We start from the raw sequence: 21,564 nt of genomic DNA, 5'->3' as shown, positions 1-21,564 counted from the left end.
TAGGAGAACGAGAGGGTCTCGCGTTAACCAAGTGACCGGGATCACGTTTCGGTGTATGCGCTAAGGGGAGGGCTCCGTACGCCAGTTCCCCGCCAGTGCGGGACCCACCTGATCCAGGTAGGTCGCGGTGAGTTGGCGCATCGCGTCGAGGGTGAGGTCGTCCCCCGTGGACCACAGTCGCTCGGTGACGCGAATCACCCCGCCGAACAGTGCCACGACGATCCTCGGACGCGGATCCGCGTCCACGTCGAGCCCCTCGCGCTCCGCGATGATCCGGGCGAGCTGCTCCTCCAGCTCCACCGCCCGCCGCAGATGCGCGGCGAGCAGTGCGGGGGTGGACTCGATCACCCGGTAGACGCGCATGTGGAGCTCGATCGGCACGAGCTCCGCGATGGCCTCGCCGATCGCGTCCCAGCTCTCCAGCACGGCCCGGCGCAGCGCCTCCAGAGGTGCCTCGCCCGGCGGACGTGCCCGTACGGCGTCGACGACGAGTGCCTCGGCGAGGCGCGGCACGAAGAACGCGGTCTCCTCCTTGCCGGCGAAGTAGCGGAAGAAGGTGCGCTGCGAGACGTCGACGGCGGCGGCGATGTCGTCGACGGTCGTCTCGTCGTACCCGCGCGTGGCGAACAGTTCCAGGGCGGCCCGCAGCAGGGCGTCCCGGGTGCGCCGTTTCTTGCGTTCGCGCAGGTTCAAGAGGTGCCTCTCGTCTGAAGTGTTTGCCCAGTTCAGGCTAGCCGAGGGTGTCCTGACAGTTACCGACTTGTGAATTGGTTTGTCAATTGTCAGTGGCTGTCATTAGCCTCGAAGGCATGACTAGTCAGACCACCATCGACACGACGGGGTCGGGGGGCGACGCGCCGGCGGCGCCGTCGGACGCGACGCCGGGCAAGGGGCTGCGAGGGCACCCCTGGCTCACCCTCATCACCGTCGCTGTGGGGGTCATGATGGTGGCCCTCGACGGCACCATCGTGGCCATAGCCAACCCAGCGATACAGAAGGACCTCGGCGCCACCTTCGCCGAGGTCCAGTGGATCACCAACGGATACTTCCTCGCCCTCGCGGTCTCCCTGATCACCGCGGGCAAGCTCGGCGACCGCTTCGGCCACCGGCAGACCTTCCTCATCGGCGTGGTCGGCTTCGCCGCCGCATCGGGCGCCATCGGACTGTCCGACAGCATCGCGCTGGTCGTCACCTTCCGCGTCCTTCAGGGGCTGTTCGGCGCGCTGCTGATGCCGGCCGCGCTCGGCCTGCTGCGGGCCACCTTCCCGGCCGAGAAGCTCAACATGGCCATCGGCATCTGGGGCATGGTCATCGGCGCGTCCACCGCGGGCGGCCCGATCCTCGGCGGCGTGCTCGTCGAGCACGTCAACTGGCAGTCGGTGTTCTTCATCAACGTGCCGGTCGGTGTCCTCGCCGTCGTCCTCGGTGTCTGGATCCTCCTCGACCACCGTGCGGAGAACGCCCCGCGCTCCTTCGACCTCCTGGGCATCGCCCTGCTGTCGACCGCGGTGTTCTGCCTGGTGTGGGCGCTCATCAAGGCCCCGCCGTCCGAGTGGGGCTGGGGCGACGTCAAGACCCTGTCCTTCCTCGGTGCTTCGGTGCTGTGCTTCGCGGTCTTCGCCTTCTGGGAGACGAAGGTGAAGGAGCCGCTGATCCCGCTCGCGCTGTTCCGGTCCGTCGCGCTGTCCGCCGGTGTCGTGCTGATGGTCCTGATGGCCATCGCGTTCATGGGCGGCCTGTTCTTCGTGACGTTCTACCTCCAGAACGTGCACGGCATGAGCCCGATCGACGCGGGTCTGCACCTGCTGCCGCTGACCGGCATGATGATCGTCGGCTCGCCGCTCGCCGGCGCGATGATCACCAAGGTCGGCCCGCGGATCCCGCTCGCAGGCGGCATGGCGCTCACCGCGATCGCCATGTACGGAATGTCGACGCTGGAGACGGACACCGGCAGCGGCATCATGTCGCTCTGGTTCGCCCTGCTCGGCCTCGGCCTCGCGCCGGTGATGGTCGGCGCGACCGAAGTCATCGTCGGCAACGCCCCGATGGAGCTGTCCGGCGTGGCGGGCGGTCTCCAGCAGGCCGCCATGCAGATCGGCGGCAGCCTCGGTACGGCCGTGCTGGGTGCCGTGATGGCGTCCAAGGTCAACAGCGACCTCGCGGGCAACTGGGAGAAGGCGGGGCTTCCGCCGCTGACGCCGGAGCAGCAGCACCAGGCGTCCGAGGCCGTCCAGGTCGGTGTCCCGCCGCTGGCGCCGGGGACGCCGGACGCGATCGCCGCGAAGATCACGGGCGTCGCGCACGACACGTTCATCTCCGGTATGAGCGCGGCGTCGCTCGTCGCCGCCGGGGTCGCCGTGGTGGCGGTGCTGGTGGCGTTCCTGACGAAGCGCGGTGAGAACGCGGGCGCCGGCGCGGGCGCGGCGCACATCTGACGGCCGACCCCGAGGTGTTCGCCCATCAGGGTGAACAGCGCCCTCGAACTCTCCCCTCCGGCACGCATCGCAGGTCACAGTGGGTCAAGTCCTCCGCAGGGCATGGAGGACGGACGCTGCGGCGCGCTGCTGGAGGGGGGCAGCGCGCAGGCAGCACGATTAAGGCCCGTACCGGGGGTACTCGCCATTCAGTACCCGAACCGAACCCCAACCGACCGAGGGTTCACGGGAGTTGATGATGGCGAGCTTTGGGCACGGTACGCGCAGGCGCCCCCGCTCACGTGGCCGGACGTGGTCACGGACCGGGCCGGATCGCGCGACGCTCGGCATCATCGGAGTCATCTGCGCGGTCGCCGGCTTCTTCGTGCTGGGGATCATCCTCGGCCCCGCGGCGATCGTCTGCGGCTGGCTCGCCATGGGCCGCACCTGGTCGGGCTCCCGCCCGACCACGGCCGTGGTCGCCCTCACCCTGGGCACCATCGACACGCTCCTGGCCATCATCCGACTGGCCGGCCTGCCGGCCTAGCTGCGGGCATGCGTGCCGCTAGGGGCGATGGGGGTCCCCCCTGCTCGAGCGAAGCCGAGAGCTTGGGGGAGGGTGGGCGCAGCGGCACCCCGCTATGCCGGGCTGCGCGACGCCCCGCCCCAGCGAAACCCCCAGGGCTACTCAACCCGCGTCCCCTTAAGGGCCGCCACCTCCCCCCGCAACGCCCGAACCTCCTCCGTCAGCTCCCGAATCGCCTCCGTCTGCCGCCGCTCCTCCACGTCATCCATCTCGAACCGCGCGATGAACCACGCCGCGATGTTCGCCGTCACCACACCCAGCAAGGCGATCCCGGACAGCATCAACCCGACCGCGAGCATCCGCCCCAGCCCGGTCGTCGGCGCATGGTCCCCGTACCCGACCGTCGTCATCGTCGTGAAGGACCACCACACCGCGTCCCCCAACGTCCGGATGTTCCCGCCCGGCGCGTCCCGCTCCACCGACAGCACGGCCAGTGACCCGAACATCAGCAGCCCGACCACCGCACCGGCGACATAGGTCGTGAGCTTGATCTGCGAGGCCATCCGCGCCCGCTGCCCGACCAGCAGCAGCGTCGACACCAGCCGCAGCAACCGCATCGGCTGGAGCATCGGCAGCAGCACCGCCCCCAGGTCGAGCCAGTGCGTCCGAATGAACACCAGCCGCTCCCGGGCGAGACCGAGCCGTACGCCGTAGTCGAGCGCGAACGCGCCCCACACCACCCACTCGACGGCGGCGCACACGTCCACCACGGCCCGGCTCGCGTCCGGCCGGACGATCGGCACCGCGTAGGCGACGGCGAAGGCGAGGGCCAGGCCGAAGAGCGGCCGCTGCGTGTGCTGTTCCCAACGGAGCTGGGCCGACTGCTGCTGCATGGCCGCATCGTAGGAAACGTGAAGGGGTGGTGTGCCCACGGTGTACCCGTGAGGCTCACCACCCCTTGACGGTGATCCAGGTGCTACGCGTCGCCGCCCGCGACCCCCGGGTCGGCCGCCGCCACGTCGAGCAGCTGGTACCGGTCGATCGCCTGCTTGAGCACCGACCGGTCGACCTTGCCCGCCCGCGCCAGCTCGGTCAGCACCCCCACCACGATCGACTCCGCGTCGATGTGGAAGAAGCGGCGGGCCGCGCCGCGCGTGTCCGCGAAGCCGAAGCCGTCCGCGCCCAGCGACTGGTACGTCTGCGGCACCCAGCGCGCGATCTGGTCCGGAACCGCTCGCATCCAGTCGGACACGGCCACGACCGGACCCTGCGCGTCGGCCAGCTTCCGCGTCACGTACGGCACCCGCTGCTCCTCCTCGGGGTGCAGCAGGTTGTGCTGCTCGCAGTCCACGGCCTCGCGCCGCAGCTCGTTCCAGGAGGTCGCCGACCACACGTCGGCCTTGACGTTCCAGTCCTCGGCCAGGATCTTCTGGGCCTCGATCGCCCAGGGGAGCGCCACGCCGGACGCCAGGATCTGCGCCGGAACCGAACCCGCCGTGCCCTCGCTGAAGCGGTACAGGCCCTTGAGGATGCCGTCGACGTCCACGTTCTCCGGCTCGGCCGGGTGCTGGATGGGCTCGTTGTAGACGGTCAGGTAGTAGAAGACGTCCTCGCCGTGCGGGTGCTCCTCGTCGCCGCCGTACATCCGGCGCAGGCCGTCCTTCACGATGTGCGCGATCTCGAAGCCGAACGCCGGGTCGTACGCGACGCAGCCCGGGTTCGTGGAGGCCAGCAGCTGGGAGTGCCCGTCCGCGTGCTGGAGGCCCTCGCCGGTCAGGGTCGTCCGGCCGGCGGTCGCGCCCAGGACGAAACCACGCGCCAGCTGGTCGGACATCTGCCAGAACTGGTCGCCGGTGCGCTGGAAACCGAACATCGAGTAGAAGACGTAGACCGGGATCAGCGGCTCGCCGTGGGTCGCGTAGGCGGAGCCGGCCGCGATCAGGGACGCCGTGCAGCCCGCCTCGGAGATGCCGTCGTGCAGCATCTGGCCGTTCGGCGACTCCTTGTAGGCGAGCAGCAGGTCACGGTCGACCGACTCGTACTGCTGGCCGAGCGGGTTGTAGATCTTCGCGCTCGGGAAGAACGAGTCCATACCGAACGTGCGGTACTCGTCCGGCGCGATCAGCACGAACCGCTTGCCGATCTCCTTGTCCCGCATGAGGTCCTTGAGGAGACGGACGAAGGCCATCGTCGTCGCGATGGACTGCTGGCCCGAACCCTTCTTCACGGTCGCGTACGTCTTGTCCTCGGGCAGCGGCAGCGGCTTGGAGCGCACCACACGCGTCGGGACGTAACCGCCGAGCCCCTTGCGGCGGTCGTGCATGTACTGGATCTCCTCCGAGTCCCGGCCCGGGTGGTAGTACGGCGGGACGCCGGACTCCAGCTCCTTGTCGGAGATCGGCAGGTGGAGGCGGTCGCGGAAGCGCTTGAGGTCGTCGACCGTCAGCTTCTTCATCTGGTGCGTGGCGTTGCGGCCCTCGAAGTTCGGGCCCAGGGTCCAGCCCTTGATCGTCTTGGCGAGGATCACCGTGGGCTGGCCCTTGTGCTCCACGGCCGCCTTGTACGCCGCGAAGATCTTCCGGTGGTCGTGACCGCCGCGCCCCAGATGCAGGATCTGGTCGTCGGTCATGCCCTCGACCATGGCGCGCAGCCGCTGGTCGTCGCCGAAGAAGTGCTCGCGGATGTACGCGCCGGTCTCCGTGGCGTACGTCTGGAACTGTCCGTCGGGCGTGGTGTTCATCTTGTTGACCAGCACGCCGTCGCGGTCCTGGGCGAGCAGCGGGTCCCAGGAGCGGTCCCAGACCAGCTTGATCACGTTCCAGCCGGCGCCGCGGAAGACCGACTCCAGCTCCTGGATGATCTTGCCGTTGCCCCGCACCGGGCCGTCGAGGCGCTGGAGGTTGCAGTTGACCACGAAGGTCAGATTGTCCAGGCCCTCGCGGGCGGCGAGCGTGAGCTGCCCCAGCGACTCGGGCTCGTCCATCTCGCCGTCGCCGAGGAACGCCCACACGTGCGACTTGGAGGTGTCGGCGATCCCGCGCGCGTGCATGTAGCGGTTCATCCGCGCCTGGTAGATCGCGCCGATCGGGCCGAGGCCCATCGAGACCGTGGGGAACTCCCAGAAGTCCGGCATCAGCCGTGGGTGGGGGTACGACGACAGGCCGTGGGGCGCCTTCGACTTCTCCTGGCGGAAGCCGTCCAGGTTCTGCTCGCTGAGCCGGTCCAGCAGGAAGGCGCGGGCGTAGATGCCGGGGGAGGCGTGGCCCTGGAAGAAGACCTGGTCGCCGCCGAGGCCGTCGTCCTTGCCGCGGAAGAAGTGGTTGAAGCCGACGTCGTAGAGGGAGGCGGAGGACGCGAACGTGGCGATGTGGCCGCCGACGCCGATGCCGGGGCGCTGGGCCCTGGAGACCATCACCGCCGCGTTCCAGCGGGTCGCGTTGAGGACCTTCCGCTCGATCTCCTCGTTGCCGGGGAAGAACGGCTCGCTCTTGGTCGGGATGGTGTTGACGTAGTCCGTGCTGCGCATCTCCGGCACGGCCACACGCTTCTCGCGGGCCCGCTCGATCAGCCGCAGCATGAGGTAACGGGCGCGCTCCCGGCCGCGCTCGTCGACGGCGGCGTCGAGGGAGTCGAGCCACTCCTGCGTCTCTTCGGGGTCGAAGTCAGGAACCTGACTCGGAAGGCCGCCAATGATGATCGGGTTGCGATCGGATGCGGAAGCCACGCTGTTCCTTACCTGTCAGAGGGCCTGCGAGGGCCGCTGTTTCGCTGTCGTCGCCGGGGCGTCGTCGCTGGGGCGCGCCTTCCCCATGGTCCACCTCGGGGCCGGGAAACGTCATCTCTACCGATCGGTAACCCAGACGTGAGATCGACTCCGTGACGTATGGGGCGAATACCTTCGAGTCTCGTACCCACAGACGATTCCCAAACGCCCAAACAGGGCAGAAAGGTGTGGTGTACGTCACCTCGGACCATGATGGTGTGCCTGGAGTTGCGGCGACACGGCCAGGATCGTCACCGTTTCGGCGGTCTGAACGGCCGGGTACTTGCGCGATCCGTCCCGCCCGTGTGGACTACGGCCAATGCTTCGCGCACGCGCGTGGCTGAGATATTCCCAAGACATGATCAGGAGGCAACCCGTGAGCGCGACCGCGGACCACGCGGAGGAGCGGACGAACCCTGCCGCCAGGCTGGGGTTCCAGCCCGGGCAGGTGGTCCAGGAGATCGGCTACGACGACGACGTGGATCAGGAGCTCCGCGAGGCCATCGAGGGCATTGTCGAGAGCGACCTGGTGGACGAGGACTACGACGACGTGGCCGACGCCGTTGTGCTGTGGTTCCGTGACGACGACGGCGACCTGACGGACTCGCTGGTCGACGCCACCACGTACATCGAAGAGGGCGGTGCCATCCTGCTCCTCACGCCGAAGACCGGCCGTTCGGGCTACGTGGAGCCGAGCGACATCTCGGAAGCCGCCACGACGGCGGGTCTGACGGCGTCCAAGAGCGTCAGCGTCGGCAAGGACTGGAGCGGCAGCCGGCTGGCCACGCCGAAAGCGGCCAAGTCCAAGCGATAGCCGCACGGCGCGTACCAGCGCCAGCCGCACGACCGGCCCCAGCCAAGTCGTACGGGAAGGGCGGGCCGACGCCGTCGGCCCGCCCGTCGGTCTGCGCCGGTTCCTGCGTAGGGTGGTCCCACTGTCGAAGCCCCAGGAAGGGACACCCACCACGATGGCGATCCAGGTCGGCGACAAGGCCCCTGACTTCGAGCTCAAGGACAACCACGGCGCGAGCGTGAAGCTGTCCGACTTCCGCGGTGAGAAGAACGTCGTCCTGCTCTTCTACCCCTTCGCCTTCACCGGCGTCTGCACCGGCGAGCTGTGCGAGCTGCGCGACAACCTGCCGCAGTTCTCCGACCGCGACACCCAGCTGCTCGCCGTCTCCAACGACTCCATCCACACCCTGCGCGTCTTCGCCGAGCAGGAGGGCCTGGAGTACCCGCTGCTGTCGGACTTCTGGCCGCACGGCAACGTCTCGCGGGCCTACGGCGTCTTCGACGAGGACAAGGGCTGCGCCGTGCGCGGCACCTTCGTCATCGACAAGGAGGGCGTCGTGCGCTGGACCGTCGTCAACGGCCTGCCGGACGCGCGCGACCTGAACGACTACGTGAAGGCGCTCGACGCCCTGTGACGCCGCTCGGGCCGCACGCGCTCGACACCCGCTGATTTGTCGCCTTCAGGGACTGCGAGGGGCGGGAACCCGTCACTAGGATCGACTCGTTGATCCGACATCCGAGCACAACGGGGCATCCCGCCCCAGAACACCAATGGAGGACTCGTGGGAGTCAGCCTCAGCAAGGGCGGCAACGTATCGCTGACCAAGGAGGCGCCGGGCCTGACCGCGGTCATCATCGGTCTGGGGTGGGACGTCCGCACCACGACCGGCACCGACTTCGACCTGGACGCCAGCGCGCTGCTGCTGAACAACTCCGGCAAGGTCGGCAACGACCAGCACTTCATCTTCTTCAACAACCTCAAGAGCCCGGACGGCTCGGTGGAGCACACCGGTGACAACCTCACCGGTGAGGGCGAGGGCGACGACGAGCAGATCAAGGTCGATCTCGCCGGCGTCCCGGCCGACGTGGAGAAGATCGTCTTCCCGGTCTCGATCTACGACGCCGAGACCCGCCAGCAGTCCTTCGGCCAGGTCCGCAACGCGTTCATCCGCGTCGTGAACCAGGCCGGCGGCACCGAGATCGCCCGCTACGACCTGAGCGAGGACGCGTCCACCGAGACCGCCATGGTCTTCGGTGAGCTCTACCGGCACGGAGCGGAGTGGAAGTTCCGCGCCATCGGCCAGGGCTACGCCTCGGGTCTGCGCGGTATCGCGCAGGACTTCGGTGTGAACGTCTGAGCCGTTTACAAGGCCCCGCTCGCGGGGCCTGAAGGTCTTTTGTCCGGCGCCGCGCGGTTTACGTGCGGCGCCGGACGCGCAGGACCACCTCAGAAACACCATTCGGGGAGGGAATCATGGGCGTCACACTCGCCAAGGGGGGCAACGTCTCCCTGTCCAAGGCCGCACCGAACCTCACTCAGGTGATGATCGGGCTCGGCTGGGACGCGCGCTCCACCACCGGAGCCGACTTCGACCTCGACGCCAGCGCCCTGGTGTGCAGCGGCGGACGCGTGATGGGGGACGAGTGGTTCGTCTTCTACAACCAGCTCAAGAGCCCGGACGGCTCGGTGGAGCACACCGGTGACAACCTCACCGGTGAGGGCGAGGGCGACGACGAGTCGCTCCTGATCGACCTCTCCAAGGTGCCGCCGCAGTGCGACAAGATCGTCTTTCCGGTCTCGATCCACATGGCCGACGAGCGGGGGCAGACTTTCGGCCAGGTCAGCAACGCCTTCATCCGCGTCGTGAACCAGGCGGACGGCCAGGAGCTCGCCCGCTACGACCTCAGCGAGGACGCCTCCACCGAGACCGCCATGATCTTCGGCGAGGTCTATCGCTACCAGGGCGAATGGAAGTTCAGAGCCGTCGGACAGGGGTACGCGTCGGGGCTGCGGGGCATCGCGCTGGACTTCGGGGTCAACTTGTCATAACGCGATATGAGCAAAATCCGGGGCCCATGGGGGTGCGGAGGGGGTCCGACTAGACTTCGGCTTCAAAAGTTCGTAAAGCCGGGTACGGCGCGGGGGAGCCCCGTACACACACGATTGGGTAGCCAGTGGTTCTGAAAACCTTCGGGTGGTCGTTCGCGGTCACCGCGCTCGGCCTGGTCGCGGCGGTCCTGTTCGGCGGGTGGACCGCGCTCGGCATCGTCGCGATCCTCTCCGTCCTCGAGATCTCGCTGTCCTTCGACAACGCGGTGGTCAACGCCGGGATCCTGAAGAAGATGAATGCCTTCTGGCAGAAGATCTTCCTCACCGTCGGCATCCTGATCGCCGTCTTCGGCATGCGGCTGGTCTTCCCCGTCGTGATCGTCGCGATCAGTGCCCAGCTGGGCCCGATCAAGGCTGTCGAGCTCGCTCTGAACGACAAGGATCGCTACCAGCAGCTGGTGACCGACGCTCACCCGTCGATCGCCGCCTTCGGTGGCATGTTCCTGCTGATGATCTTCCTGGACTTCATCTTCGAGGACCGGGACATCAAGTGGCTCGCCTGGCTGGAGCGCCCGCTGGCCAAGCTCGGCAAGGTCGACATGCTGTCGGTCTGCATCGCGCTGATCGTCCTGCTGATCTCGTCGATGACCTTCGCCACCCACGCCCACCAGCACGGTGGCACCCACGTCGACAAGGCGGAGACCGTCCTGCTCGCCGGCATCGCCGGTCTGATCACTTACATGATCGTCGGCGGTCTCTCCGGGTACTTCGAGGACAAGCTCGAAGAGGAGGAGGAACGCGAGCAGGAGGCGGAGGAGGAAGCCGAACGCACCGGCAAGCCCCGCTCGGCCGTCGCCCTGGCCGGCAAGGCCGCCTTCTTCATGTTCCTCTACCTCGAGGTCCTGGACGCGTCCTTCTCCTTCGACGGCGTGATCGGCGCCTTCGCCATCACCAACGACATCGTCCTGATGGCTCTCGGCCTCGGCATCGGCGCCATGTACGTCCGGTCGCTGACGGTCTACCTGGTCCGCCAGGGCACCCTCGACGACTACGTCTACCTGGAGCACGGCGCGCACTACGCGATCGGCGCGCTCGCCGTGCTCCTGCTCGTGACCATCCAGTACCAGATCAACGAGATCATCACCGGCCTCATCGGCGTCGTCCTGATCGCCGCCTCCTTCTGGTCCTCCGTGCGACGCAACCGCGCCATCGCGGCGGCTGAGGGAAAGGCCGACTCGGACGAGAAGACTGAGGTCTCGTCCGGGGTGTGACATCCCTCCGGGTGAGGAACGCTCTGTGCGGGGCGGCTGCCGAGGCGACTCCTCGGGGCCGCCCCGTCGGTCGTCAAGGGCCGCGGGTACGACGGTGACCCGCGGTCTCCAAGTGAACGTGGGGGCGGAATGGGCCTGTTCGACGGACTCCGGCGTGGCGATGTGCAGTTCGACTCGGGCCACGCGGCAACCAACGCGATCGAACTGACCAAACGGCGCGCTCAGATATCGCTCACCAAGCAGGACGCGGCCACCGGCCATCTACGCGTCAATCTGAGCTGGCGGATGCGTACCTCCGACATCGGGGGCCCGCAGCGGGAGAGCCTGCTGAGGCACCCCTTCCGGGCGCTGAAACCGCCTGAGGTCGTCGGCCACAGCCAGAGCATGGTCAACGTCGACCTCGACCTGGGCTGTCTGTACGAGCTCCAGGACGGCACCAAGGGCGTCGTCCAGCCCCTCGGGGGCTACTTCGGCGACGTCAACGCCCCGCCGTACGTCAAGCTCAGCGGCGACGACCGCTTCGGCTCCGGGTCCGGCGAGACGATGTACATCAACCTCGACCACCGCGAGAGCATCAAGCGGCTCCTGGTCTTCGTCTACATCTACGACCAGACGCCCGCCTTCGACCGCACCCACGCCAGCGTCACCCTCTACCCGAGCAGCGGCCCGCGTATCGAGATCCACCTCGACGAACGCCAGCCCCAGGCTCGCTCCTGCGCCGTCGTCATGATCGAGAACGTCAAGAACGAGATCGTGGTGCGCCGCGAGGCGAAGTTCGTCTACGGCTTCCAGGCCGAGATCGACCGGCTGTACGGGTGGGGGTTGCAGTGGGGCCGGGGGTACAAGACGAAGGTCGACCGCTGAGGGCCGCCGCTGTGCCCGGGGCGCCGCCCGGAGGGAGGACGGTCGGACGCTCGTGCGAGGATCCCCGGGTGAATGATTTACGCGTCCGCCCCGCCACCGAGTCCGACCTTCCCACCCTCGTCCGCCTCCGCGACGACGCGGCACGCTGGATGCTGGCCCGCGGCGTCACCGGGCAGTGGCGGCCGGGAGAACTGGACGAAGACCACTTCCGCCAGGTCATGGCCCACGGCGAGGTCTGGCTCGCGGAGTCGGGCGGGCACGTCGCCGGCGCCTGGGAGGTGTGGTGGGAGGACGAGGCTGCCTGGGGCCCGCAGCCGCCCGTGGCCGGCTACGTGCACCGGCTCATGGTGGACCGGAGCACCGCCCCACCCGGCACCGGGCGCTTGCTGCTGCGGGCCGCGGAACGCCGCGTGGCGGCCGCGGGACGGACCCATGTGCGCCTCGACTGCCTGGCCGGCAGCGCACAGCTCAACGCCTACTACCGGGACGCCGGATACCGCGTCGTGGGCCGCAAGGAGGGCAAGCCGCAGCCGGGCGGGGCGCCCAAGGCCTTCACGCTGCTGGAGAAGGACCTCCGGCAGGCGGGGGAGGGCCCGGCCCAGGGCTCCCCGGCGCTCAGCGGCCGATGAACTGCGGGCCCTGCGGGGGAAGCCGGAGGTCCGGGTCGGGGGCCGCGGCGGCGACGGGCTGGGGGTAGCCGTAGCCCGACTGTGCCCCCGTGACACCCGCCGTGGCCGGCGCCTGGGGGTAGCCGTAGGCGGGCTGGCCGGCGGGCTGCGGGTAGCCGTAGGCCGGCTGGGTCGTCGCCGGCTGCTGGGGCGGATAGCCGTACCCGGGCTGCGCGGGCACCGCGGTCGGCTGCTCCGGCGGCAGCGGCCGGGACACCTCGGCGGAGGGCTGGGCCGGGGCCGGGGGATGCTGGATGGTCGAGGCCGTGGTCGGGGGCGTGGGAACGGTCGTGGTCGGCGGTTCCTCCAGCGCCTCCGACTCGTCCACGGAGATGCCGTAGTCGGTCGCGAGCCCCTCCAGCCCGTTCGAATAGCCCTCGCCCAGCGCCCGGAACTTCCAGCCCTCCCCGCGCCGGTACAGCTCACCGCAGATCAGCGCGGTCTCCTCGCCCGTCTCCGGCTTGACGTCGAAGTACGCCAGCGCCTCCTCCCCGGTGCCCGCCGCGTCGTACAGCAGGATGCGCAGCGCCTGTACGCGGTCGAAGGTCACGCCGTCCGCCGATGCGACCAGCAGAATCCGGCTGACTCCCGACTCGACACCGGTGAGCTCCGTCTGGATCGTGTCGGTCAGGCCCTCGGCGACCCGCTTCTTGCCGAGCCGCCACACCTTCCCGGAGGGGTGCCGGGGCTGGTTGTAGAAGACGAAGTCCTCGTCGGAACGCGTCCGACCGTCGGGGCCGAGGAGCAGCGCGGAGGCGTCGACGTCCGGAACCCCCTGCCCGGGCGTCCAGCGCAGCACGGCGCGCACCGTGGTGGCTTCCAGTGGGACGTTCGACCCCTTCAGCATCGCGTGCGTCATGCGGTCATCCTGCCTTCTCGGTCCTGCTCACGACAACGCGGGGCCGCGGCGTCACGAGCGGCGCCGTCGGCCGTCGGGGGCTACCGTCGTCATGGCCGGGTCTGGCTGTGCTTGCCCGCGTTACCTGAAATTCATGCCCTATGGGAACCTCTGACAGGCCTTCTACGTACTATTACCGGCCAGCTTTCGACGATTCGCAGGTCGCACAACCACCACGGGGGAGATCCATGCGTCATTTCGGGCACATCGCCCCTGAGGTGCGGAAGCGTCTCTTCCATCGGGAGCCGTGCGCGTTCACCCCGGACTCCCCGGCCCGGCTGCTCTCGGTCGCCCTGGGTGCCACGCTCTACAGCCCGGCCACCCGGCCGCGCCTCGCCGACGACATCCTCAAGCAGGCCGGGCGCGGTGTGGTCTCGATGGTGCTGTGCCTGGAGGACTCGATCGACGACGCGGAGGTCGGCCCGGGCGAGGAGAACCTCGTCCGCCAGCTCACCGGCCTCGCCGGGCTCCCGGACGCGGATGTGCCGCTGCTGTTCATCCGGGTCCGTGTCCCCGAGCAGATCCCCGACCTCGTACGCCGCCTCGGGCCCGCCGTACGGCTGCTGTCCGGGTTCGTGCTGCCGAAGTTCACCGCGGAACGCGGCATACCGTTCCTTGAGGCGCTGGCGACCGCCGAGGCCGAAAGCGGCCGTCGCCTTTTCGCCATGCCGGTGCTGGAGTCGCCGGAGCTGCTCTACCGGGAGTCCCGCGTGGAGACCCTGGAGGGCATCGCCCGGGCCGTCGACAAGTACCGCGACCGCGTGCTCGCCCTGCGCCTCGGCGTGACGGACTTCTGCTCCTCGTACGGGCTGCGCAGAGGCCCCGACATGACCGCGTACGACGTGCAGATCGTCGCCTCCGTGATCGCCGACGTGGTGAACATGCTGGGCCGGGCCGACGGCACCGGCTTCACCGTGACCGGGCCGGTGTGGGAGTACTTCCGGGTCCAGGAGCGCATGTTCAAGCCGCTGCTGAGGCAGAGCCCGTTCCTTGAGGTGCAGGCCGCCGAACTGCGCGAGAAGCTGATTGAGCACGCCATGGACGGCCTGCTCAGGGAGATCTCCCTGGACCAGGCCAACGGCCTGCTGGGCAAGACCTGCATCCACCCCTCGCACGTGCTGCCGGTGCACGCCCTGTCGGTCGTCAGCCACGAGGAGTTCTCGGACGCCGAGGACATACTGCGCCCCGACCGCGGCGGCGGGGGTGTCCTGAGGTCGGCGTACACGAACAAGATGAACGAGGTGAAGCCGCATCGGGCCTGGGCCGAGCGGACCCTGCTGCGTGCCGAGGTTTTCGGCGTGGCCGGCGAGGACATCGGCTTCGTGGAACTGCTGGCGGCGGGATTGCCGGGCTGAAGGCATGGAGAAGGCGGAGAAGGCAGTGAACGAGGGGGAGTACGGCGAGATGCGCGACGACGCCGACGGTGTCTGGTCCGGCAGCTGGGTCGCCGAACGGCTCGGTGTCGAGCTCGTCGGCGACGACCGGCTGGCCGGCCTGCTGGGGCTGGCGCTGCGCCGCAACCCCAAGCGGGCCCACCTGCTGGTGTCGAACGTGCTGGGCAAGCACGTACCGCAGTCGCCGTCCGTCGTGTACGGCTACGGGTTCGAGCTCGGCCGCCGGGTGCGTGAGCTGCTGGGTGACGAGGAGGCAGGGCGGGCGGTCGTCCTCGGCTACGCGGAGACCGCGACCGGCCTCGGCCACTCCGTCGCCGACGGGCTGGGCCTCGCCCCCTGCCTGCACTCCACCCGCCGCCCCGTCGCCGGTGTCGCCACGGCCGGCGGCTTCGAGGAGTCCCACTCGCACGCGACCTCGCACCTGCTGCTGCCGGAGGATCCCGAGCTGCTGACCGGTGACGGGCCGCTGGTGCTGGTCGACGACGAGTTCTCCACGGGGAACACGGTGCTGAACACCGTCCGGGATCTGCATGGGCGGTATCCGCGGCGGCGGTACGTCGTGGTGGCGCTGGTCGACATGCGGTCGGCGGGGGATGCCGGGCGGCTGGAGGAGTTCGCCCGCGAGATCGGGGCCCGTGTGGACCTGGTCGCGGCGGCGTCGGGGACGGTGCGGTTGCCCGAGGGGGTGCTGGAGAAGGGGCAGGAGCTGGTGGCGCGGTACGAGTCCGAGAGTGCCGCGGCAGGTGCTGTGTCGTCTGCGGCGCCGTCGGGGTTGTTCGCGCAGTCCCCCGCGCCCCCAAACGACGGCGCCAACCCCCTAGGGGCGCGGGGAACTGCGCGACAAGCCCCCACCGGCCCGCACCCGGAAGTCAACCGCATAGACCTGCGCTGGCCCGCCGGGCTGCCGGACGGCGGTCGGCACGGGTTCACTCCCTCCCATCGGGAGCGCTTGGAGGCCGCCCTGCCAGAGATGGCCGCCCGGCTCGCCGCCGCCCTGCCCCCCGACGCACACCGCGTGCACATCCTCGGCTTCGAAGAGCTGATGTACGCCCCCCTCCGACTCGCCCTGGAGCTGGAGCGCACGACCGACGTCGAGGTCCGTTACTCCACCACCACCCGCTCACCCGTCCTGGCCGTCGATGACCCGGGTTACGCGATACGCACCCGGCTCACCTTCCCCGCCCACGACGACCCCGCCGACGGCCCCGGCGAGCGGTACGCCTACAACGTCGCCGGTGCCGGATTCGACGCCGTCGTCGTGGTGGTCGACTCGACCGCGGACACTCCCGCGCTGCACGCGCCCGACGGCCTGCTGGCCCGGCTCGCCGCACACACCCCGCACGTGCTGCTCGCCGTCATACCGTCGTACGTCCCCGACTCGTACGTCCCTGAAAGGCCCTCCATGCTGCCCGAGCCCCTCCGCGGCCCCGCCTTCTCCTCGTACCCGCCCGAGGAGGTCGGCTGGCTGCTCCAGGACCTCTCGGACGTGACGCTGGAGGCGCCGACCGAGGAGCGCGAGGAGGCGATCCAGAGCGGCGGCGCGCACTACGCCGAGTCGCTGCCCGTGGAGTACCAGCCGAACGAGCAGTACCAGGCGCTGTTCCACGCCGCGCTGGAGACCTCGGCGGCCCGCATCGCCCAGGCGGTCGGCGTGGTCACCGAGACGGTCCTCACCGAGCGCGGTCCCCGTCCGGTCCTGGTCTCGCTGGCCCGCGCGGGGACGCCCGTCGGCATCCTCATGCGCCGCTGGGCGCAGTACCGGCACGGCCTCGACCTGCCGCACTACGCCGTGTCGATCGTCCGCGGCCGCGGTATCGACGCCAACGCGCTGCGCTGGCTCGCCGCACACCACGACCCCGGGGACGTCGTCTTCGTCGACGGCTGGACCGGCAAGGGCGCCATCACCCGCGAACTCGCCCAGGCCCTGGAGGAGTTCGAGAAGTCCGACGGCATCACCGGCTTCAGCCCCGAGATCGCCGTCCTGGCCGACCCGGGCTCCTGCGTACGGACCTACGGCACCCGCGAGGACTTCCTCATCCCCTCCGCCTGCCTCAACTCGACCGTGTCCGGCCTGATCTCGCGGACCGTGCTGCGGGCGGACCTGGTCGGCCCGCACGACTACCACGGCGCCAAGTTCTACCGCGAACTCGCCGGCACCGACGTCTCGGTGACCTTCCTGGACGCCGTGTCCGCCCGCTTCCCGGAGGTCGCGGACGCGGCCTGCGCCCAGGCCAAGGAACTGCTCTCCGTCGACCGCTCGCCCACCTGGGAGGGCTGGGCCGCCGTCGAGCGCATCAGCGACGAGTACGGCATCCACGACTTGAACCTCGTCAAGCCCGGCGTCGGCGAGACCACCCGGGTGCTGCTGCGCCGCGTGCCCTGGAAGGTGCTGGCACGTGCCGGGGCGGGCAGCGACCTCGACCATGTGCGCCTGCTGGCCGAGCAGCGCGGTGTGCCCGTCGAGGAGGTCGACGCACTGCCGTACACCTGCGTCGGCCTGATCCACCCCAGGTACACCCGGGGCGCGACCGGCGCCGACGGCAAGGCGGTGACGCTCTGATGCCCGCACTCGTCGCCAGCGACCTCGACCGTACGCTGATCTACTCCGCCGCGGCCCTGGCACTGACCATGCCGGACGCCCGGGCGCCCCGGCTGCTGTGCGTGGAGGTGCACGAGAGCAGACCGCTGTCGTACATGACGGAGACGGCGGCCCAGCTCCTCACCGACCTGGGCGACGCGGCCGTGTTCGTGCCGACGACGACCCGGACGCGCAAGCAGTACCAGCGCATCAACCTGCCGGGCCCCGAGCCCAGGTACGCGATCTGCGCCAACGGCGGCCACCTGCTGGTGGACGGCGTCTCCGACCCCGACTGGCACGCCCACGTCACCGCACGACTGGCCGACCAGTGCGCGCCCCTCGCCGAGGTGCAGGAACACCTGCTGAGGGCGGCCGACCCGGTCTGGGTGCGCAAGCACCGCGTCGCCGACGACCTCTTCGCCTACCTCGTGGTCGAGCGTGAACTGCTGCCCGAGGACTGGGTGAAGGAACTCGCGGTGTGGGCGGAGAACCGCGGCTGGACGGTGTCCCTCCAGGGCCGCAAGATCTACGCCGTGCCCAAGCCGCTCACCAAGAGCGCGGCGATGCGCGAGATCGCCCGGCGGACCGGGGCCGATCTCACCCTCGCCGCCGGGGACTCCCTGCTCGACGCCGACCTGCTGCTCGCGGCGGATCGGGGCTGGCGCCCGGGGCACGGGGAGTTGGCCGACTCCGGTTTCACAGCTCCCTCGATCAGGGCGCTTCCCGAACGGGGCGTTCTCGCCGGGGAGCGGATCCTGACGGAGTTTCTGGGGGCAGTGCGGGGCGCCTGAGAACCCGGGTGTCCTGGTCGTCGTGCGGGTGCGGCGTCGCGGTGGCTTGTCGCGCAGTTCCCCGCGCCCCTTCGGGGCGCCTGGGAGCGCGGGTGTCCTGGTCGTCGTGCGGGTGCGGCGTCGCGGTGGCTTGTCGCGCAGTTCCCCGCGCCCCTTCGGGGCGCCTGGGAGCGCGGGTGTCCTGGTCGTCGTGCGGGTGCGGCGTCGCGGTGGCTTGTCGCGCAGTTCCCCGCGCCCCTTTGGGGCGCCTCCCTTCGGGGCGTCGTAGCAGCCGTACCGCTATGAAGGCCGCCAGCGCCACGGCCGCCGCGGCGAGGACCACCTTGGAGTAGGTGGAGACGATGTCCGTGACCTCGTGCCAGTTCGCGCCCAGGAAGTAGCCCGCGAGCACGAACGCCGTGTTCCAGATCGCGCTGCCCAGGGTGGTCAGGCCCAGGAACACCGGCAGGCGCATGCGCTCGACACCCGCCGGCACGGAGATCAGGCTGCGGAAGATCGGGATCATCCGGCCGAAGAACACGGCCTTGGTGCCGTGCTTCAGGAACCATGCCTCGGTCTTCTCGATGTCCGAGACCTTCACCAGCGGCAGCCGGGCCGCTATCGCCACCGTCCGGTCACGGCCGAGCAGCGCGCCGACTCCGTACAGCGCGAGCGCGCCGAGCACCGAACCGGCCGTCGTCCACAGCAGGACGGCGAGCAGGCTCATCCGGCCGCTGCTCGCGGCGAACCCGGCCAGCGGCAGGATCACCTCGCTGGGCAGCGGCGGGAACAGGTTCTCCAGAGCGATGGCGAGACCGGCGCCCGGCGCGCCCAGCGCGTCCATGAGGTCATTGACCCACTGCGGCCCGGCGTCCGCTGCGATGGCTGTCATGCCGCCACGCTAGAAAAACGAAGCTGAAGGACTCCTGAGGAGGCTGGTCAGCCGCAGCAGCCGCCTCCGCAGCAGCCGCCTCCGCCGCCTGAGGCGCCCGCGCGGGGTGCCGGGGCCGGGGCGGAGGCAGAGCCGCCGACCGCGACCGTGGAGAGGAGCTTCACCGTGTCGTCGTGGCCCGTGGGGCAGACCGCGGGAGCGGAGGACTCCGCCATGGGGCGGCTCAGTTCGAAGGTGTCGCCGCACGTGCGGCAGCGGTACTCGTAGCGAGGCATGCGAACAGATTAATCTCCGGGTACGGAAAAACCGCCCTCCGGGATTCCTTTGGACCATTCTTGTCCGAACCAGTGTGGAGAATATGTAAAGGCCACTGGTAACTTTCGATCGTCGCGAGGAGCCGTAAGGCCGGGGGATGTGGGGCGCGCTGCCGTTGACCACGGCGGACATGCCCTTCCGCGCGAGCACCACCGAAAAGCGGGGAGGGGAGACGCAGCCGTGACCAGGGCTGGGTGGGAACCGGAAGAGACCATGCAGTTGAAGGCTCCCGCTTCCATACATACGAAATACGGGGAACATCCGGAACATGCGGACGAGGCCGAGCCTTCGCGTTCGGCCTCGGGTGGGAAGGGGTCCGGCAGGTCGCGCCGCCGGCGCCGGGCCCCCCGGCCGTCCCCGCTGTCCCGCCTCCGCGCCGCCGCAGGCCCGCGGCTGACCCCGCTCGTCGCCCGCGTGGCGCCCCACGCCCGTCGCCTCCGGCCCCGGTACCCGCACGCCGACCGCACCGGCTGGCGGCGCTGGGCGCCCTCCTGGCGGCAGTGGCTCGGTGCCGCGCTGACCTTCACCGGCCTCGCCCTGGGCTTCCTGGGCGTCGCCTACGCCGCCACCGACATCCCGGAGAACCTCAACTCGTACGCCACGCAGCAGGACAACGTCTACTACTGGTCCGACGGGACACCCATGGCCCGCACCGGCTGGGTGCGGCGGCAGGCCATGCCGCTGAAGGACATACCCGAGGACGTCCGAGACGCGGTGCTGGCGGCGGAGAACGCGAGCTTCTACAGCGACCCCGGCATCTCCTTCAGCGGCCTCACCCGCGCCCTGTGGCGCACCGTGGGCCAGGGAGACACCCAGGGCGGCTCCACCATCACCCAGCAGTACGTCAAGAACGTCTACCTCAGCCAGGACCGCTCGGTCGGCCGCAAGTTCACCGAGGCCATGCTCGCCCTCAAGCTCGACAACGGGATGAGCAAGGACGACATCCTGGAGGGCTACCTCAACACGAGCTGGTTCGGCCGCGGCACCTACGGCATCCAGCGCGCCGCCCAGGCCTACTACGGCAAGGACGTCGGCGAACTCGACGCGGGCGAGGCCGCGTTCCTCGCCTCCCTCCTCAAGGGCGCCTCGCTCTACGACCCGGCCCTGAGCAAGGCCAACCACGCCCGGGCGGTGGAGCGCTGGTCGTGGATCCTCGACCGCATGGTCGACAACGGCATGCTGTCGAAGTCGGAGCGGGCCAAGTACACGGAGTTCCCCGAGCCGCTGAAGCAGGCACCGGGGTACGACACCGGCAAGCAGAGCGACTACCTCGTGGAGCTGGCCGCCCAGTACGCCAAGAAGGCCGCGCACATCTCGGCCAAGGAGTTCGACCTCGGCGGCTACCAGATCTACACGACCTTCGACCGCAAGCAGGAGACCGCGCTCACCGGCGCCGTGGCCGAGGCCCGCAAGAAGGCACGGAAGGACGACGCGGCCAAGGCGAAGACCCTGCACTTCGGCGCCGCCTCGGTGGCCGCCGACGGGCGGATCCTGGCTCTGTACGGCGGCCCCGACCACCGCACGCAGGGCTACAACGAGTCGAACGCGACCACCGTGCCCGCCGGTTCGGCCTTCCTGCCGTTCGTCTACGCCGCCGGCCTGGAGCACGGCGTGCGCAAGACCCGGGACGGCACCGCCACCGAGGTCACCCCGCAGACCCTGTACGACGGGGACGACGGCATCCCCGTCATGACCCCCGAGGGGCCCTACTGGGACCGCGGCGGCAAACGGGTCACCTCGCACAACGACGGCAAGCGGTCCTACGGGCGGATCAGCCTGAGCCGGGCGCTCGCCCTGTCGGTGAACACGCCGTTCATGCAGCTCGGGATGGACACCGGCCTGGACAAGGTGCGCGACACCGCTCAGGCGGCGGGCCTGCTCCCCTCCAGCTTCGGCCCGCAGGTGCCCGGGATGTCCCTGGGCAGCGCCACGCCCAGCGCGATCCGCATGGCGAGCGGATACGCCACGTTCGCCGCCGCCGGCAGGCATGCCGAGCCGTACTCGGTGGCCCGGATCACCCGCAACGGCTCCGAGGTCCCGATGGCGAAGCCGGCGTCCCGCCGCGCGGTGCGGGCCGGCGTGGCCGCGTCGGTCCAGTCCGCCCTCACGGACGCCTTCCGCACCGCCCACCCCGGGGCGGACCCGGACACCGAGGTGGCCGGGAAGACCGGCACCGCGCAGAACGACACCGCGTCCTGGTACGTCGGCACGGCGCACTCCGTGTCGACAGCCGTCGTGGCCTACCGCATCGACCTCACCAAGAGCCTCGAACCGCTCCCCTTGCAGGGGATCGCGGGCACCTCCGAGGACAGCGTCCCGTACCGCGTCTGGTCCGGTGCCCGGGGCCTCGGCTGACCCCCGGGCCCGGC

Annotated in this window: 18 protein-coding genes and 1 pseudogene; 13 read left to right on the top strand and 6 right to left on the bottom strand. The window is 69.9% G+C overall.

The genetic code is table 11. From position 1 onward, the window contains the following. Positions 1-60: 60 nt before the first annotated feature. Positions 61-693, bottom strand: coding sequence for a TetR family transcriptional regulator (locus ABEA82_RS01330; RefSeq protein ID WP_345659450.1), 633 nt, complete (start codon positions 691-693; stop codon positions 61-63). 116 nt (positions 694-809) lie between these two features. Between ABEA82_RS01330 and ABEA82_RS01325 the strand changes: the two genes are divergently transcribed. Both ABEA82_RS01325 and ABEA82_RS01320 read left to right on the top strand, forming a co-directional pair. Next, the gene (locus tag ABEA82_RS01325; RefSeq protein WP_345659449.1) at positions 810-2,435 is read left to right on the top strand and encodes an MFS transporter; all 1,626 of its coding nucleotides are present in this window, start codon (positions 810-812) and stop codon (positions 2,433-2,435) included. A 235-nt stretch (positions 2,436-2,670) separates the two neighbouring features. Further along, positions 2,671-2,961 (top strand): small hydrophobic protein, encoded by a 291-nt coding sequence (locus ABEA82_RS01320; protein ID WP_345659448.1) that lies wholly within the window; start codon positions 2,671-2,673, stop codon positions 2,959-2,961. A 137-nt stretch (positions 2,962-3,098) separates the two neighbouring features. Here ABEA82_RS01320 and ABEA82_RS01315 read toward each other — a convergent pair whose 3' ends face one another. Both ABEA82_RS01315 and aceE read right to left on the bottom strand, forming a co-directional pair. Then, entirely contained in the window at positions 3,099-3,833 is a 735-nt protein-coding gene (locus ABEA82_RS01315) for a potassium channel family protein (RefSeq protein ID WP_345659446.1), read from the bottom strand. An 83-nt stretch (positions 3,834-3,916) separates the two neighbouring features. Continuing rightward, complete coding sequence (aceE, locus tag ABEA82_RS01310) at positions 3,917-6,664, bottom strand: pyruvate dehydrogenase (acetyl-transferring), homodimeric type (protein WP_345659445.1); 2,748 nt, start codon at positions 6,662-6,664, stop codon at positions 3,917-3,919. Between the two features lie 415 nt (positions 6,665-7,079). Here aceE and ABEA82_RS01305 point away from each other — a divergent pair, with 415 nt between their 5' ends. From ABEA82_RS01305 to ABEA82_RS01275, 7 genes are all read left to right on the top strand, one after another. Next, positions 7,080-7,517, top strand: coding sequence for a DUF3052 domain-containing protein (locus ABEA82_RS01305; protein WP_039932421.1), 438 nt, complete (start codon positions 7,080-7,082; stop codon positions 7,515-7,517). Between the two features lie 154 nt (positions 7,518-7,671). Next, complete coding sequence (locus ABEA82_RS01300; protein ID WP_345659443.1) at positions 7,672-8,130, top strand: peroxiredoxin; 459 nt, start codon at positions 7,672-7,674, stop codon at positions 8,128-8,130. Positions 8,131-8,277: 147 nt separating this feature from the next. Continuing rightward, on the top strand, positions 8,278-8,853 hold the full coding sequence (locus ABEA82_RS01295; protein WP_003989933.1) for a TerD family protein: 576 nt from the start codon (positions 8,278-8,280) through the stop codon (positions 8,851-8,853). 116 nt (positions 8,854-8,969) lie between these two features. Next, positions 8,970-9,545, top strand: coding sequence for a TerD family protein (locus tag ABEA82_RS01290; protein WP_345659442.1), 576 nt, complete (start codon positions 8,970-8,972; stop codon positions 9,543-9,545). Between the two features lie 125 nt (positions 9,546-9,670). Continuing rightward, the gene (locus ABEA82_RS01285) at positions 9,671-10,816 is read left to right on the top strand and encodes a DUF475 domain-containing protein (RefSeq protein ID WP_345659441.1); all 1,146 of its coding nucleotides are present in this window, start codon (positions 9,671-9,673) and stop codon (positions 10,814-10,816) included. A gap of 129 nt (positions 10,817-10,945) precedes the next feature. Then, a complete protein-coding gene (locus ABEA82_RS01280; protein ID WP_345659440.1) occupies positions 10,946-11,680 on the top strand; it encodes a TerD family protein in 735 nt (244 codons plus the stop codon). A gap of 68 nt (positions 11,681-11,748) precedes the next feature. Continuing rightward, a complete protein-coding gene (locus ABEA82_RS01275) occupies positions 11,749-12,309 on the top strand; it encodes a GNAT family N-acetyltransferase (RefSeq protein WP_345659439.1) in 561 nt (186 codons plus the stop codon). Here the strand turns inward: ABEA82_RS01275 and ABEA82_RS01270 are convergent. Beyond that, positions 12,296-13,207, bottom strand: a complete 912-nt coding sequence (locus ABEA82_RS01270; RefSeq protein ID WP_345659438.1) for a TerD family protein — start codon at positions 13,205-13,207, stop codon at positions 12,296-12,298. The genes ABEA82_RS01275 and ABEA82_RS01270 overlap by 14 nt on opposite strands. A 227-nt stretch (positions 13,208-13,434) precedes the next feature. Between ABEA82_RS01270 and ABEA82_RS01265 the strand changes: the two genes are divergently transcribed. From ABEA82_RS01265 to ABEA82_RS01255, 3 genes are read left to right on the top strand one after another with little or no spacing between them, the layout of a single operon-like run. After that, positions 13,435-14,601, top strand: a complete 1,167-nt coding sequence (locus ABEA82_RS01265) for an HpcH/HpaI aldolase/citrate lyase family protein (RefSeq protein ID WP_345659437.1) — start codon at positions 13,435-13,437, stop codon at positions 14,599-14,601. Positions 14,602-14,650: 49 nt separating this feature from the next. Then, the gene (locus ABEA82_RS01260; RefSeq protein WP_345660095.1) at positions 14,651-17,200 is read left to right on the top strand and encodes a phosphoribosyltransferase; all 2,550 of its coding nucleotides are present in this window, start codon (positions 14,651-14,653) and stop codon (positions 17,198-17,200) included. Continuing rightward, positions 17,200-18,009, top strand: coding sequence for an HAD family hydrolase (locus ABEA82_RS01255; protein ID WP_345659436.1), 810 nt, complete (start codon positions 17,200-17,202; stop codon positions 18,007-18,009). The genes ABEA82_RS01260 and ABEA82_RS01255 overlap by 1 nt, the downstream gene beginning before the upstream one ends. A 166-nt stretch (positions 18,010-18,175) precedes the next feature. Here the strand turns inward: ABEA82_RS01255 and ABEA82_RS01250 are convergent. Together ABEA82_RS01250 and ABEA82_RS01245 are read right to left on the bottom strand one after the other, a co-directional pair. Beyond that, positions 18,176-18,880: pseudogene (locus tag ABEA82_RS01250) on the bottom strand (DedA family protein); the annotation flags it as partial. Positions 18,881-18,927: 47 nt separating this feature from the next. Next, complete coding sequence (locus tag ABEA82_RS01245) at positions 18,928-19,155, bottom strand: FmdB family zinc ribbon protein (protein WP_345659435.1); 228 nt, start codon at positions 19,153-19,155, stop codon at positions 18,928-18,930. Positions 19,156-19,408: 253 nt separating this feature from the next. Between ABEA82_RS01245 and ABEA82_RS01240 the strand changes: the two genes are divergently transcribed. Beyond that, positions 19,409-21,550 carry a transglycosylase domain-containing protein gene (locus ABEA82_RS01240; RefSeq protein WP_425588475.1) on the top strand — a complete coding sequence of 714 codons (2,142 nt, stop codon included), beginning with the start codon at positions 19,409-19,411 and terminating at the stop codon, positions 21,548-21,550. The last annotated feature ends 14 nt before the right edge of the window (positions 21,551-21,564 follow it).

Origin of the sequence: Streptomyces venetus, assembly GCF_039540295.1 — a bacterium.
GTDB classification, from domain to species: domain Bacteria; phylum Actinomycetota; class Actinomycetes; order Streptomycetales; family Streptomycetaceae; genus Streptomyces; species Streptomyces venetus.
Note: the sequence above shows the minus strand (reverse complement) of the source record. Positions and strands in the feature narration are given on the sequence as shown.

Bases quoted from the DNA above. Each gene is read 5' to 3' on its own strand.
- ABEA82_RS01325 (WP_345659449.1), top strand. From the start codon at position 810: ATGACTAGTCAGACCACCATCGACACGACGGGGTCGGGGGGCGACGCG.
- ABEA82_RS01320 (WP_345659448.1), top strand. From the start codon at position 2,671: ATGATGGCGAGCTTTGGGCACGGTACGCGCAGGCGCCCCCGCTCACGT.
- ABEA82_RS01315 (WP_345659446.1), bottom strand. From the start codon at position 3,833: ATGCAGCAGCAGTCGGCCCAGCTCCGTTGGGAACAGCACACGCAGCGG.
- ABEA82_RS01300 (WP_345659443.1), top strand. From the start codon at position 7,672: ATGGCGATCCAGGTCGGCGACAAGGCCCCTGACTTCGAGCTCAAGGAC.
- ABEA82_RS01290 (WP_345659442.1), top strand. From the start codon at position 8,970: ATGGGCGTCACACTCGCCAAGGGGGGCAACGTCTCCCTGTCCAAGGCC.
- ABEA82_RS01280 (WP_345659440.1), top strand. From the start codon at position 10,946: ATGGGCCTGTTCGACGGACTCCGGCGTGGCGATGTGCAGTTCGACTCG.
- ABEA82_RS01270 (WP_345659438.1), bottom strand. From the start codon at position 13,207: ATGACGCACGCGATGCTGAAGGGGTCGAACGTCCCACTGGAAGCCACC.
- ABEA82_RS01265 (WP_345659437.1), top strand. From the start codon at position 13,435: ATGCGTCATTTCGGGCACATCGCCCCTGAGGTGCGGAAGCGTCTCTTC.
- ABEA82_RS01260 (WP_345660095.1), top strand. From the start codon at position 14,651: ATGCGCGACGACGCCGACGGTGTCTGGTCCGGCAGCTGGGTCGCCGAA.
- ABEA82_RS01255 (WP_345659436.1), top strand. From the start codon at position 17,200: ATGCCCGCACTCGTCGCCAGCGACCTCGACCGTACGCTGATCTACTCC.
- ABEA82_RS01245 (WP_345659435.1), bottom strand. From the start codon at position 19,155: ATGCCTCGCTACGAGTACCGCTGCCGCACGTGCGGCGACACCTTCGAA.
- ABEA82_RS01240 (WP_425588475.1), top strand. From the start codon at position 19,409: ATGCAGTTGAAGGCTCCCGCTTCCATACATACGAAATACGGGGAACAT.